A 13,847-nucleotide genomic window follows, 5' to 3' on the forward strand; every position below is an offset into this window, starting at 1 on the left:
TTTCGCACCACGGTTTTGGACCGGTAGGCGAGTTGAAAGCTTCGATTAGCAAGTTTTTTGCGCGCCGAAATGTATATCCGACGCGGTAGGCCAGAAGCGCCAAGTGAAAGACAAACTTGGATGAAACCTGAAGTGCCCGTGAGTCGGCGAAATCACAGGAGCGTATGTGATTGCTTCAAGAACAGCACGCTAGCGTTTTTCTAGAACATATCCTACGCCTCTGAGTGTATGTATCAGTTTGTTTTCAAAAGGATCATCCATCTTGGCTCTTAATCTTCTAATTGAAACTTCTACAACATTTGTATCGCAGTCGAAATTCATGTCCCATACCTGAGATATGATCTGTGTACGACTCAGGACAATTCCCGTATTTCTCATTAAATAGTGCAGAAGTGCGAATTCCTTCGTTGTTAAGTCGATACGCTGACCGTCTCTAAACGCCCTATGACGGCTTTGATCCAGCTCCAGATCGGCTACGCGAATGATCTCAACAGATGCTGGATTATCAGACCTGCGCATCAGTGCGCGAACTCGAGCAAGCAGTTCCGGGAATTCAAAAGGCTTAATTAGGTAATCATCTGCACCATTCTCTAGTCCTCTGATTTTATCAACCAAGCGACTTCGAGCAGTAAGCATCATAATTCTACAAAGACAATTGTTTCTTCGCAACAATTCAAGTACCTGCCACCCATCCATCTCCGGCAGGTTGATATCTAGGATGATTAACTCGTACATATGTTGTTTGGCCAGAAAAAGCCCGTCGTATCCGGTATGTACGCAATCCACGATATAACCGCTCTCCGTAAGGCCTTGGCGCACATATTCGGCAGTTTTTACTTCGTCCTCAATTACCAGAATTCGCATTGGATTTTGTCTCGATATGACTGAGCTGTTTTAACTACGCGAATGCGCTGTCATCATTGGCAGGAATGATAATTCAAAACCACTTGGGTGGGGGCTAAATAACGTACTTGTAATCAGTGAGCAATACACTTGATAACATCGCGATATATTATATCGTGGCTCGGACCAACCAGTTGCGGGTTATTTCTCTACTGCTGAATTGACCTTATGAAATGTTGGGTTGTTTTTTTTATTATGGCCATTTTATTCCGTGCAGATGAGGGCGATTTTTCTCATGCTGAAGAAGGCGGTCACTGGTGCAGTCATGAACTCCATCGGGACGCGGTGCGCGTACTCGAAGATTTACTCGAATTTTAGGTAAAAAAAAACGCCCCAGGGGGGCGCAAAATATTCACCTTTTACCAAAGGAGCATTTAAGCAACTCAAGGTGAATTCTTTAAGCTCGCTATTTTTGTTTTAGGCGAGTCACATGAATAAATCGATCTTGTTTAGGGCTCACAGTATCGAAAGTGGATATTCAACGATCAGGCGTACTTCATCCAAGTCCGATTCGAATGCAGTGGCACGAGTATTTGCTTGACGTAATCGCAAGGAAAGATCTTTCGCCGCACCTGTTTGTACGACGTATTTGACTTCAATATCACGCTCCCAACGTTTTTGATTCGTGAGCGGATCGCCGTTACCATCAGTGCGCATATAGAATTGATTGGCGTTCGAATAGTCTGCACCAGAACCTCTGGCATAACGAGTCATGAACGATAGCCCCGGAATACCGTAGCTGGTCATGTTCAAGTCGTAGCGCAGCATCCAAGAGCGTTCCTTCGGTGAGTTGAAGTCGCTGTACTGTATTGAGTTGTCAACGAAGATTGAGTCTGATTGACGAAGGTAGTCGAAGTCGTCATCGCCATTGTTTCGCTGATGAGACAGTGCAAGAGTATGCGCACCGTACCGGACGCCGAGCTTGGCGCTCCATATATTGTTGTCGAATTCGCCCAGGCGCTTCTTGCCTTCATCTACAGCTTTGTAGTAGTTGAATCCGCCGATAAGCGTCAAATCATCGCTGAGTGGGTAAGTGAGGCTGCTACCGGCATAGTATTGATTCCAAACATCCTTCAATTGGCTGGCGTAAAGGCTCACCGTGATGTTGTCGTTGACTTGGTAATCACCGCCGCCGTACCCAATCCAAGGCGAGTTGACCGGGCCGGCATAAAATGTGGCAAAGTTATCGTTCAAGTTGCTGGAACCAGGCTGGCTCATCGCATGCAGTCGACCACCCTGCAAGGTTAGGCCTTGAATGCTACTATTTTCGACCGTCACGCCGCGGAAACTTTCAGGGAGTAAGCGAGAATCTCCCGATGCCACGACGGGTGTTGCGGGGAAAACATCTCCAACCTTTACGACAGTATCAAACAGCCGAAACTTCGCTGCTCCACCCACCTTAGTGTATTCATCACGTGCTTCGCCGTCACCGTTAACAGGCAGCACGTCAAAGCTGCTACGGCCACCGTTGCGCCCGCCACCAGTATCAAGCTTGATGCCAATCATTGCAAACGCATCTATACCAAAGCCCACAGTGCCCTGCGTAAAACCAGAGTTGAATTTAGTGATTATCGCATGTGCCCAAGCTTCGGAATAACCGTTGGTATTGCCTTTGCCGCTGTTGAAAGTCGGCGCAGATGCATCACGATTATCACGATTGAAATAGAAGTTGCGGTTTAGAACAGTAAGGCTGCTACCTTCAATAAAACCTTCTGGTTTACCTTCCGCTTGTGCCGTGAGGGCATAGCTTCCAGAAAAAGCTGAAACCGCAGCCAAATACAAAGTTACTTTGTGTCTCATGCGATGCTCCTTTGATTACGGCAGTTTTTATTATGATTTACCTACGCGGGTATAGTCTGTTGTTTTGGCCCGGTGGAGCACTTAGAATAGCGCCTGGGTCATATTTGCAGATCAAAGATAACGAGTCGGTGACGGGGTGATTACAATTCTGTTATCAGGTATTTCCACCGTTGCAGGGCTTCCAGAATCTTTTTCACTAAATCCCTGCGTTTCGCCTGAAAGCTTTCTATTTCGACTATCCCCCCAGGGTTTCTAACGAAATTGTAATTTTATAGCCACCCCTCTGATAGTGATCGCTGATTAGAGTGCCATCACCTGATCCAGAGGAGCTTGGCAGCTGTTTAGGCGTTCTCGCCAAGCTTTATCAAAGTTTGTGCATGAGGACTATCAAAGTGCCCTGGTATAATCACATTGCTTTATCTAAAACCCCCATCTTTCCTTTGAAAGTCTTTGTGTTCTGTATGGTCTTGTCTGGATTGTGGGTGCCTGCCGCATTTGCCCAGAGTCTCAGTCTGGCTGAAGCGCTTTCGACGGCAATAGACGCTAACCCCGATCTTGCAGCAGCACGTCAAGAGATCGGAATCTCTGAAGGAGTGCGCAAGCAGGCTGGACTCATCCCCAATCCTGAAATTTCTTATCAAGTAGAAGACACCCGTCGTAATACCAGCACGACGACTGTCGCGCTTAGTCAGCCGTTAGAGTTGGGTGGCAAGCGACGTGCTCGTGTCGAGGTTGCAACCTACGGTCAAAGCGTCGCGCAGTTAGAGCTGGACCGTCGAGTCAATAGCCTTCGTGCAGATGTTGTTCAATCTTACTACGCTGCTTTGAGAGCTCAGACCGGCTTGAATCTGGCAAAACAATCATTGGAGCTCACCGAACGCGGTCTGCGCATCGTCGATGGACGGGTGCGTGCCGGTAAGTCCTCGCCGGTGGAAGCCACGCGCGCTCAGGTGCAACTGGCTGAAGCCAAGTTACAGGTAAGGCGCGCTGAAACCTTGAAGTCAACGGCTTACCAGCAATTGGCCCAGTTAATAGGCAGTTCGGTCACTGCATTTGATCGTCTTGACTCGCCAGACCTATCTCCCGGCAAGCCGCCGCAAGCTACAGAATTACTGGCGAAGCTCGATCAAACCGCAGATATGCGTCAAGCGCTTGCTCAAATAGATAAGAGCGATGCCTCACTAGGCGCGGAAAAGGCGCAGCGCATCCCGAATCTCACCGTGAGTGTTGGTAGCCAATACGACCGCTCTATTCGCGAGAGGGTCAATGTCGTGGGGCTGTCGATGCCTTTACCGCTGTTTGATCGCAATCAGGGCAACATTCTTTCCGCTTCTCGCCGCGCAGATCAGGCCCGAGACCAGCGAAACGCTGTTGAGCTCAGGCTACGTTCCGAAACTCAAACCGCAGTGAATCAGTGGGCTACCGCCATGCAGGAGGTCGAGTCCTATGACAAGACGATCCTGCCTTCAGCTCAACAGGCCGTGGATACCGCAACTCGTGGATTTGAGATGGGCAAATTCGGTTTCATCGAAGTGCTGGATGCTCAGCGCACCTTGATAGTTGCTCGTGGCCAGTACCTCGACTCTTTGGCGGCTGCGACCAATGCGCGTGCTCAAGTGGAAAGGGTGTATGGCGACGTCGGCTTGACTGCCAATACGCGCTGAACAGGCCAGGCATTTTCCTTGTATGCGTCTTTGAATAAGCCGGTACCTAAGATCAGCAGGAGTAGCAATGGATAACAAACGCAAGATCGCGCTCGCGGTAATCGCTGTGGCAGTCCTCGGATTTGGCAGTTTCGCCTGGAACTCCAGTTCCGAGCAGCCTCCAGTCAGTAAGGCCGAACATGGCACTGAAGATGGCCATGAGAGAACTGCTGTAGCACCTGCTAAAGACGGGGGGGATGAAGGTCACGGTGAGGAAGGCCACAGCGAAAATGCCAATGAGGAAGAGGGCAAGATGACGCTTAGCGCCGAGCAGATTGAGGCTGCGGGCGTCGTTCTGGAAGCAGCTGCTCCCCGTGAGATTAGCACTATTGTGACTTTTCCTGGCGAAATACGGTTTGATGAGGACCACACCGCACATGTGGTACCTCGCGTTCCTGGAGTTGTTGAAAGCGTTCAGGCGAACCTGGGCGAGTCGGTCAAGAAGGGCCAAGTCCTTGCGGTGATTGCCAGTCAACAGATCTCGGATATGCGCAGTGAGCAACAAGCTGCACAGCGACGTGTTGAGTTGGCACGCTTGACTTTTGACCGCGAGAAGCAGTTGTGGCAGGACAAAATCTCCGCCGAGCAAGATTACCTTCAGGCGCGACAAGCTTTGCAAGAAGCTGAAATATCACTGGCCAACGCTAAGCAAAAGGTCGGAGCAATCGGCGCTTCGGTCAATTCTGCAGGCGGTAACCGCTATGAACTGCGTGCGCCTTTCGACGCAGTTGTAGTGGAAAAGCACCTGACCGTCGGTGAGGTGGTCAGCGAGGCAACCAATGCTTTCATCCTGTCCGATCTTAATCAGGTGTGGGCAACTTTCGCGGTTCCTCCTGGCGATCTCGGAAAGGTCGTGACTGGCCGCTCGGTAAAGGTTTCTTCTCCTGACATGAAGGCTGAGGTCGAGGGCAAGGTGGGTTACGTAGGCAGCCTTTTGGGCGAGCAGAATCGTGCAGCGCCCGTCCGTGTCACTCTGACCAATCCCAATGGGGCCTGGCGACCGGGGCTGTTCGTGAGCATCGCAGTCACGTCACAAACTGATCAAGTTGCTGTAGCTGTTCCAGAGTCAGCGGTGCAGACCGTCGAGGAAAAAACTGCAGTTTTCGTGAGGACCACTGAGGGCTTCGACACTCGCAGGGTAACTCTAGGTCGCCGTGCCGGTGGCTATGTGGAAATAACCGAAGGCCTCCAATCGGGTGCCCAAGTGGCAACCAGTGGCAGCTTCACGCTCAAGTCTGAGCTTGGCAAAGCGTCTGCCGAGCATGGCCACTGATGCGAATTTACAGGATGATTTCTTATGTTTGAACGTATCATCAGATTCGCCATTGAGCAGCGCATCGTAGTAATGATCGCAGTTCTAATCATGGCCGGTATAGGTATCTACAGCTACCAAAAACTGCCCATTGATGCGGTGCCTGATATCACAAACGTCCAGGTGCAGATTAACACTGGCGCCCCTGGTTACTCGCCGTTGGAAACCGAACAGCGGATCACGTTTCCAGTTGAAACGGCCATGGCCGGTCTTCCGGGCCTTCAGCAAACCCGATCCCTATCTCGCTCCGGCTTGTCACAGGTCACCGTGATCTTCAAAGACGGTACTGACATCTTTTTTGCCCGCCAACTCATTAACGAGCGTTTGCAGGTTGCAAAGGAACAGTTGCCAGATGGGGTCGAGGCCGTCATGGGGCCTGTATCCACCGGGCTTGGTGAAATCTTCCTGTGGACCGTTGAAGCGGAAGATGGCGCACTCAAAGAAGATGGTACTCCTTACACTCCCACCGACCTGCGAGTGATCCAGGATTGGATTATCAAGCCGCAGCTGCGCAACGTCCCTGGTGTTGCCGAGATCAACACCATCGGTGGCTTCGCCAAGCAGTTTCTGATTGCGCCGGACCCGAAGCGGTTGGCTACCTACAAGCTGACACTTAATGACCTGGTAGTTGCATTGGAAAGCAACAACGCCAACGTGGGCGCCGGTTACATCGAGCGTAATGGTGAGCAGTTGCTCATTCGTGCGCCGGGTCAGGTAAGCAATATCGAAGATATTGCCAACATCGTAATTACCAGTGTAGATGGCACGCCGATTCGCATCAGCAACGTTGCTGAAGTCAGCATCGGTAAAGAACTGCGAACGGGGGCTGCTACTGAGAATGGTCGCGAAGTAGTACTCGGTACCGTATTTATGCTGATTGGTGAAAATAGTCGTACAGTGTCCCAAGCTGTGGCCACCAAATTGACCGACATCAACCGCACCCTGCCGAAGGGCGTGGTTGCTGTGACCGTTTATGACCGTACCAACTTGGTTGAAAAAGCCATTGCGACGGTGAAGAAGAACTTGGTGGAAGGCGCGATTCTGGTAATTGCTATTCTCTTCCTGTTCCTCGGCAACATCCGCGCAGCACTGATCACCGCAATGGTGATCCCGCTGTCCATGCTATTTACCTTCACAGGTATGTTCAACAACAAGGTTAGTGCAAACCTAATGAGTTTGGGAGCACTCGACTTTGGCATTATTGTAGATGGTGCCGTGGTTATAGTAGAAAACGCGATCCGCCGACTGGCTCATGCGCAACACAAGCATGGTCGCATACTCACCAAAGCAGAACGCTTCCATGAAGTCTTTGCCGCTGCAGGTGAAGCTCGCCGGCCACTGATATTTGGCCAGTTGATCATCATGGTAGTGTATCTGCCGATCTTCGCCCTAACCGGCGTCGAAGGAAAAATGTTCCACCCCATGGCATTCACTGTCGTAATGGCGCTGCTGGGGGCAATGATTCTTTCCGTAACCTTTGTTCCTGCTGCTATCGCCATGTTCATCACTGGCAAGGTCAAGGAAGAGGAGGGCGTGGTAATGCGCACCGCCCGACAGCGCTATGAGCCGATACTGCAATGGGTTCTTGGGCACCGGAACATTGCGTTCTCGGCTGCAGTAGCTCTGGTCGTACTTAGCGGTATACTTGCAAGTCGTATGGGTAGCGAGTTCATTCCCAGCCTTAGTGAGGGCGACTTTGCGATGCAGGCTATGCGAGTGCCCGGAACGAGCCTTACTCAGTCCGTCGAGATGCAACAGCGCCTGGAGAAAGCGGTAATAGCGCAGGTCCCAGAAGTAGAGCGGATGTTCGCACGCTCGGGTACTGCAGAAATCGCATCTGATCCAATGCCGCCTAACGCCTCTGACGCCTACATAATGCTTAAGCCTCAGGATCAGTGGCCAAATCCCAATAAGCCTCGTGATGAGCTGATCGCTGAGGTGCAGAAAGCCGCAGCAGGTGTCCCGGGAAGCAACTATGAGTTGTCCCAGCCGATCCAGTTGCGTTTCAACGAGCTGATTTCGGGCGTGCGTAGTGACGTTGCGGTGAAAGTTTTTGGCGATGACATGGACGCGCTCAACAGCACCGCCAACAAAATCGCGGCATCGCTTAAAGCGGTACCGGGCTCATCGGAGGTCAAGGTTGAGCAGACTTCCGGCCTTCCTGTGTTAACCATCAACATCGACCGCGAAAAAGCAGCACGCTACGGTTTGAACATCGCGGATGTGCAAAACTCAATTGCTATTGCTGTGGGTGGCCGCCAGGCAGGTACATTGTATGAGGGCGATCGTCGGTTCGATATGGTGGTGCGACTGCCTGAGACCGTGCGCACTGACGTAGCGGGTATGTCCAGCTTGCTGATTCCTGTGCCTGCTAATGTTGCTCAGGATGCTAATCAGATAGGGTTCATTCCTCTGTCCCAAGTCGCTAATCTTGACTTGCAGTTGGGCCCGAACCAGATCAGCCGCGAAAATGGGAAACGGCTGGTAGTAGTTAGTGCAAACGTTCGAGGCCGTGACCTAGGCTCGTTCGTTGAAGAAGCGACTAAGTCGCTGGCTACTGTGCAGATCCCAGCAGGCTACTGGACTACCTGGGGTGGCCAGTTTGAGCAGTTGCAATCAGCAGCCAAGCGTCTGCAGATCGTTGTTCCAGTCGCATTGCTTCTGGTCATGACACTGCTGTTCCTGATGTTCAACAACTTGAAGGATGGCATGCTGGTCTTCACCGGAATTCCATTCGCACTCACCGGCGGTGTAGTTGCACTGTGGTTGCGGGATATCCCGCTGTCTATCTCGGCGGGAGTTGGCTTCATTGCGCTGTCCGGTGTGGCAGTTCTAAACGGCCTGGTTATGATTTCTTTTATCCGCGGGCTGCGGGAGGAAGGACGTACCCTCCGGCAAGCGGTAGATGAAGGCGCGTTGACACGGTTAAGGCCCGTTCTGATGACAGCCCTAGTCGCATCCCTCGGATTTATCCCGATGGCTCTCGCAACAGGTACCGGTGCTGAAGTTCAGCGGCCACTGGCGACAGTGGTGATTGGCGGGATTCTTTCGTCTACCGTGCTTACTCTGTTGGTGCTTCCTGCTCTGTATCAATGGGCACACCGCAAAGATGATGATGGTGATGAAGCGGGTAGCTGATAGCCCATAACAGAAGCCCACAGCAACGTTGTGGGCTTTTCATTCTGGATATTGTTGTCACCTTTCAAAATTGTAAGTTTACCGTCATGCCGGTGATGCCTGTGAGTTGATAAGGTTACTCCCAATAAGATTGATATTGAGAGGACCTTATGAAAAAGCTTATCATTGCGGCAGCCCTAGCTGTTTTGCCTATAGTTTCACAAGCTACTACGTTTTCCGAAAAGAAGCAGTTGCAATATATTCAGGAACATCAGAACGCCGTGGCTAGCTATGCGGCGAAAAATAATAAGCCAATACCAGAGATTCAGGACTACAAGTATGGAATGAAGATTGATGTTGCAAAATTTGTGCGTCAGTCCCAGGATCCCCGTACTTGCGAGGTGTATCAACGGTTGATGACCTACGAAGACTCGCGGGGTGAGCTTAATACGATTCGTTATTCTTTGTTTTCCCAATGTGTCAACAACAAAAATTGAATGCATCGATAGGATTTTTAGAGGCCATAGAAAAACGCCAGGCGATGCCTGGCGTTTTCTATGGTCCTTGACATGTTTTAACCAAAGATTGTCAGTCCTTGCCCCCCTCCCCAAAAGTAAGTCAAGTCCAGCTAAAAAATTTAGGCCGGCGAATTTGCACTCAGAAGCAGCGAATTTTGAAAAAAACTGATTTCTGTGACATCCAGGCAAAGCATGAGCACTGACTCAGTCGAAGTGCGGCTTGATAAGGGTGTTTATTGGAAAGTTTATAATTGGCTCGGGGCTTAGGCTTACTTAAAGACTTAACTCCGGATAATTGCTTTAGGTGAGTCCTCAGGCTTTGAACGAAAAACGAAAGTCGATGGTGTGGCAGCAAGTTCTGGGTCGTACTAGCTTGCTACCCAACCAAAAATAAACACTGAATATATGGGCTTAGCTCGACGACACGTACGTTTAGCAGGTTGCTTCTTGTTTAAACTGATGGGCGCTCGTGAGAAAATGGATCACTGGTTGGTAAGTTGATACTTAATTGGTGTAATTATTGGTGTCGTTACTGGTTTTCATGTTTTGAGAAAGTGCTTAATTGTCCAAGATATAAAGTGCCATCATGTATATGCTCTTATCAGAATTGTAATCTCTGGATCATGCTAGAGTTATTTGTTCAGTTTATTATTAGGGTTTTTTGGTGTTTGTTGGGTGGCACAGCTATTGTCGAGGTGCTGCATCATTTAGTTCTGAAATTACATGCAGTTCACTTTTTTTTCACTTCGGGTTGTTTAGTCTTTGTAGATGGAAAATACAAGCATGTCGATCATAGCTTTGCTTATTCGTTATCTAGGCATTGGATTCGTAGCAACCGGGGGGCACTATTTTGTATTTCTCCTGCTTATTGTAAATGGAGTTACTGATCCAGTGTTAGCCAGCGTTGGCGGAGGCGTGATAGGCGCTATTATTAGCTATATTGGTAATAGAAGGCTCAGTTTCGTGGCGACGGGAATTTATAAGCTTCAACCTATCAGGTTTGTACTTGTCTCGTTGGCAACTAATATCGGTAATGGTGTAGGTATGTGGGTTCTGATTAAATTCAATCTCTCACCGCTTGTCTCTCAGATTTTAGTGACTTTAACCCTAACTGCGCTCGGATTCACTGCGCATCGTTTCTGGACATTCAATCATGCGGACATCACATCGGCTTTCCGAACGCGCTGACCCCTTGTTAACAATAGTGGTTCCTTGCTTTCAAGAAGAGCAAACCATTCCGGAATTTCACAAGCGCATCACCAGAGTTGTAAAGCGCCTGCCTGTTTCGTGCGAGATTCTCTATGTCGACGATGGTAGTAGCGATCAAACTGCAGACCTACTTCGACACTATCAAGATGGATCAAATGTACGATGCCTGTTCCTAAGTCGGAACTTCGGAAAAGAGGCTGCGTTAAGTGCAGGGATCGACCATGCACGCGGTAGCGCATTGATCTTCATTGATGTCGACCTTCAGGATCCACCTGAACTCATCTCGAGTATGGTATATCATTGGCAGATGGGTTACGACGTTGTGAACATGCAACGCGACTTGCGAACTGGCGACTCCTGGCTAAAACGCACGAGTGCACGTAGCTATTACTGGATCATGCAGCGCCTGGTGGAGAAAGTTGATCTTCCGGTGGATGTCAGTGACTTCCGTCTGATTGGTCCTGCTCCATTGGCCGCCTTAAGAGCGCTGGACGAACGCTCCAGAATTCTTAAGGGTTTGATCGGCTGGGTAGGCTTTCGCACCATTGAGTTACCCTACAATCGCACTTCCCGTCATGCCGGCAATACCAAGTGGAACGCCGCTAGCCTGCTGGACCTAGCCATCGAAAGTATTCTCAGCTTCTCCCGCAAGCCGCTTCGTATATTCAGTCTCATTAGCTTCAGTTTCTTTGTCTCCAGCATCTGCTACCTGCTCGCAGTACTGGTAGCAGGCTCCTTTGACATCCATCACCTGCTTGTCGGAATTGCTTCATTCATGTGCGTGGGTGTTGCACTGGTGGGCGAGTACGTAGGCGTAACGCTCGCGGAGGTCAAACGCCGCCCCCTTTATTTTCTAAATAGTAATAATGAAGCGCGACCCATGACTATTCATCCTCCGGCTTCCTCACTCGAGGGTAAGAAATGCTGAATTTGAAAAGCGAGCGAACATTGTGGTTCATCCTGAGTTCGATTCTGCTTTTGCGTCTCCTGGGGCTGGGCGTATATCCCCTGATGGATACCTCTGAAGCACGCTACGCTGAAATGGCACGCAAGATGGTTGAACTGAGTGACTGGGTGACTCCGATGTTCGATTACGGAGTTCCATTTTGGGGCAAGCCACCGCTGTCTTTCTGGACCCAAGCGGCGAGCATGACGGTATTCGGCACCAATGAGTTTGCTGCTCGATTCCCAGCCTGGTTTCTCCACTTGGCAAGCTGCTTCATCATCATCAGGCTCGCGACACAGGAGGTATCGCGCAAGGCGGGCATTTGGGCAGCCATCATCTTTTCCGGCACGGCGCTGGGCTTGGTGTCCAGTGGTGTTGTGCTGACTGACCCCGTTTTATCGTTCTCGATCCTGTTGGCCAGCTATGGTTTCTGGCGTTGGATGAAGTGCGCAGGCAAAGGGGATGCCTACCTTATGTTCTTAGCTCTCGGCTTGGGCCTGCTTGCTAAAGGGCCACTGACCTTGGTACTGATGGGCGCGCCAGCATTTTTTTGGATCGTCATCTACAAGCAATGGAATCGGGTATTGAGGCTTCCTTGGGTAACGGGGATTGCTCTCATGTTAGGTATATCAGTGCCTTGGTACATTGCAGCCGAAATGAAGACGCCGGGTTTCCTTGAGTATTTTTTTGTCGGCGAGCACTGGAGCCGATATGTTGTAAGTGATTGGGCCGGGGATCTCTACGGGAGTGCTCACGCCAAGCCCTACGGCACCATATGGATTCAGCTTGGCTTAGCGTTGCTTCCTTGGACTTTCTTTCTACCCCTCGTTATTAGCAGGCGTGGGACGATGCAGCGCTTCGATGTATACCTTTGGCTTTGGGCATTGGCGACACCTGTTTTCTTTACTTTCTCTGGTAACATTCTCTGGACCTATCTTCTTCCTGCTCTGCCTGCATGGACGCTACTCCTTGCCGAATGTATCAGCGAAGTGGGCAGAAAGACTGCTTGGGCTGCTGCAGCGAGCGCTCTGATGCTGCCAGTCGCGGGCGCCGGTATTATCTATAACGGTGTGCTTGAGGATCGTCCTCAGAACCAGCGAGATTTAGTGCAGGCCTGGCTGGATGTGCAGTCGTCTCAATCGGGCCCCCTGATTTATCCTGGCCGCCGCTCGTATTCGTCGGAGTTTTATAGCCGGGGAATGTCCAAAAGCATCAAAGATCCTGACAAGTGGCCTCGCGACAGATCGTTCTACCTTTCCAGGCGTTTGCGCGACAGCGATTCTGATCTACCTGTAGACGTTGGTTGCAAAATAATCACTGAAACGAACGCGAGCCAACTGCTTCTATGCCGCTGGAAGGACACTGCACAGGATGGTGAAAATATTCTAGGAGATAGTGCTACTGGCTCCCGTTGAAAGTAAGAGCCCGGCGAAGAGAGTATTTAAATTTCTAGCTGCTTTTCAGTTTAAAGTGAATAATCCATCTCAGGATTTATCTTTGATGCTGAAAAATTATTTAATAAGTACAATTAGGGAGAGGTTGCTAAAAAGCCAGATATTAATCTGGCTTTTTGTCGATGGCTTTGATCGTGTTAATTGTTTTTTACTGTCTCTTAGTTGTCGACTTGCTGCTAATGCCCTTAGGTTCTTTCTGTTTTTCTTGAGCAATTTTCTGCTTACTTTTCTCCGATACATCAGGACCCCATAGACGAGCTTGCTCGGCTCGGAAGTTATCTTTGAAATTTTTGGTTCGCTCGAAACCGTCTTCAGCAAAAGCGGAACTCATAAATCCAGTCAGTACGATACCAATAGAGAGGAGTTTTATGAATTTCATTGTGCCCTCGATGTTTACTAGGTCTGCTTAACTAGCAGCCTTTGTGGTTTGATAGTTTAGGATTTTGAAGCTAACAGCAGGGTGAGGGAATCATTACAATTTCGTAATTTATGCGTTTGGTGAAACGGTATAAATTTTGTGTTTGTGAAAGCTCCGAAGCAGGCTATTTTTCTTTCATAACCTTTAATGTGATATCTAAGCCATTGATGTTTTTGGATTTTTTGCCACTAGTGGAAGCTAGCCATAAACGATCTAAAGACTGTGTAGCAGCGATTGGATATTTTTGTTTACGCATCGAAGCTAACGGCTAGATTAGCTGGCATCTCAAATGCGGCGCCGTTGGCGGTTAGTCAAACTGGCTGTCGAATTTTTTTGACTCCGTCTGTGGTTCACTCAGAGGGGCGTGAAAGAGTTTAAGGCGGGGGGGGGGGGGGGGTGCCGAAAAGGGCGGGTTATATGGGGCTGCTCGCCATTTTTCGGGTAGGGCTGCCTTCCCCTCTATGCGA

Annotated in this window: 10 protein-coding genes; 7 read left to right on the top strand and 3 right to left on the bottom strand. The window is 49.9% G+C overall.

The window, feature by feature from the left end; translation table 11 throughout:
- Positions 1–189: 189 nt before the first annotated feature.
- Both HBO10_RS28035 and HBO10_RS28040 read right to left on the bottom strand, forming a co-directional pair.
- Complete coding sequence (locus tag HBO10_RS28035; protein ID WP_019818115.1) at positions 190–864, bottom strand: heavy metal response regulator transcription factor; 675 nt, start codon at positions 862–864, stop codon at positions 190–192.
- Between the two features lie 495 nt (positions 865–1,359).
- Positions 1,360–2,703: an OprD family porin gene (locus HBO10_RS28040; protein ID WP_024073368.1), complete on the bottom strand. Its 1,344-nt coding sequence runs from the start codon at positions 2,701–2,703 to the stop codon at positions 1,360–1,362.
- 392 nt (positions 2,704–3,095) lie between these two features.
- Here HBO10_RS28040 and HBO10_RS28045 point away from each other — a divergent pair, with 392 nt between their 5' ends.
- From HBO10_RS28045 to HBO10_RS28075, 7 genes are all read left to right on the top strand, one after another.
- Complete coding sequence (locus tag HBO10_RS28045) at positions 3,096–4,367, top strand: TolC family protein (protein ID WP_131672237.1); 1,272 nt, start codon at positions 3,096–3,098, stop codon at positions 4,365–4,367.
- Between the two features lie 67 nt (positions 4,368–4,434).
- Entirely contained in the window at positions 4,435–5,679 is a 1,245-nt protein-coding gene (locus HBO10_RS28050) for an efflux RND transporter periplasmic adaptor subunit (protein ID WP_024073370.1), read from the top strand.
- A gap of 24 nt (positions 5,680–5,703) precedes the next feature.
- On the top strand, positions 5,704–8,856 hold the full coding sequence (locus tag HBO10_RS28055; RefSeq protein ID WP_024073371.1) for a CusA/CzcA family heavy metal efflux RND transporter: 3,153 nt from the start codon (positions 5,704–5,706) through the stop codon (positions 8,854–8,856).
- A 149-nt stretch (positions 8,857–9,005) separates the two neighbouring features.
- Positions 9,006–9,332: a DUF2790 domain-containing protein gene (locus HBO10_RS28060; RefSeq protein WP_019818112.1), complete on the top strand. Its 327-nt coding sequence runs from the start codon at positions 9,006–9,008 to the stop codon at positions 9,330–9,332.
- A 789-nt stretch (positions 9,333–10,121) separates the two neighbouring features.
- Positions 10,122–10,541 carry a GtrA family protein gene (locus tag HBO10_RS28065; protein ID WP_024073372.1) on the top strand — a complete coding sequence of 140 codons (420 nt, stop codon included), beginning with the start codon at positions 10,122–10,124 and terminating at the stop codon, positions 10,539–10,541.
- Positions 10,507–11,490, top strand: coding sequence for a glycosyltransferase family 2 protein (locus HBO10_RS28070; RefSeq protein WP_024073373.1), 984 nt, complete (start codon positions 10,507–10,509; stop codon positions 11,488–11,490). Before HBO10_RS28065 ends, HBO10_RS28070 begins: the two co-directional genes overlap by 35 nt.
- Complete coding sequence (locus HBO10_RS28075) at positions 11,484–12,923, top strand: glycosyltransferase family 39 protein (protein ID WP_019818109.1); 1,440 nt, start codon at positions 11,484–11,486, stop codon at positions 12,921–12,923. Before HBO10_RS28070 ends, HBO10_RS28075 begins: the two co-directional genes overlap by 7 nt.
- Before the next feature lie 187 nt (positions 12,924–13,110).
- On the opposite strand, the gene HBO10_RS28080 is transcribed toward HBO10_RS28075, so the two are convergent.
- Positions 13,111–13,341, bottom strand: a complete 231-nt coding sequence (locus tag HBO10_RS28080; protein WP_019818108.1) for a hypothetical protein — start codon at positions 13,339–13,341, stop codon at positions 13,111–13,113.
- Positions 13,342–13,847: the final 506 nt, after the last annotated feature.

Source organism: Pseudomonas sp. WS 5503 (assembly GCF_012985385.1).
Taxonomy (GTDB): domain Bacteria; phylum Pseudomonadota; class Gammaproteobacteria; order Pseudomonadales; family Pseudomonadaceae; genus Aquipseudomonas; species Aquipseudomonas paracarnis.

What these genes read in the sequence shown, in the direction of transcription:
- HBO10_RS28035 (WP_019818115.1), bottom strand. Translation starts at nt 864, where the DNA reads ATGCGAATTCTGGTAATTGAGGACGAAGTAAAAACTGCCGAATATGTG.
- HBO10_RS28040 (WP_024073368.1), bottom strand. Translation starts at nt 2,703, where the DNA reads ATGAGACACAAAGTAACTTTGTATTTGGCTGCGGTTTCAGCTTTTTCT.
- HBO10_RS28050 (WP_024073370.1), top strand. Translation starts at nt 4,435, where the DNA reads ATGGATAACAAACGCAAGATCGCGCTCGCGGTAATCGCTGTGGCAGTC.
- HBO10_RS28055 (WP_024073371.1), top strand. Translation starts at nt 5,704, where the DNA reads ATGTTTGAACGTATCATCAGATTCGCCATTGAGCAGCGCATCGTAGTA.
- HBO10_RS28060 (WP_019818112.1), top strand. Translation starts at nt 9,006, where the DNA reads ATGAAAAAGCTTATCATTGCGGCAGCCCTAGCTGTTTTGCCTATAGTT.
- HBO10_RS28065 (WP_024073372.1), top strand. Translation starts at nt 10,122, where the DNA reads ATGGAAAATACAAGCATGTCGATCATAGCTTTGCTTATTCGTTATCTA.
- HBO10_RS28070 (WP_024073373.1), top strand. Translation starts at nt 10,507, where the DNA reads ATGCGGACATCACATCGGCTTTCCGAACGCGCTGACCCCTTGTTAACA.
- HBO10_RS28075 (WP_019818109.1), top strand. Translation starts at nt 11,484, where the DNA reads ATGCTGAATTTGAAAAGCGAGCGAACATTGTGGTTCATCCTGAGTTCG.
- HBO10_RS28080 (WP_019818108.1), bottom strand. Translation starts at nt 13,341, where the DNA reads ATGAAATTCATAAAACTCCTCTCTATTGGTATCGTACTGACTGGATTT.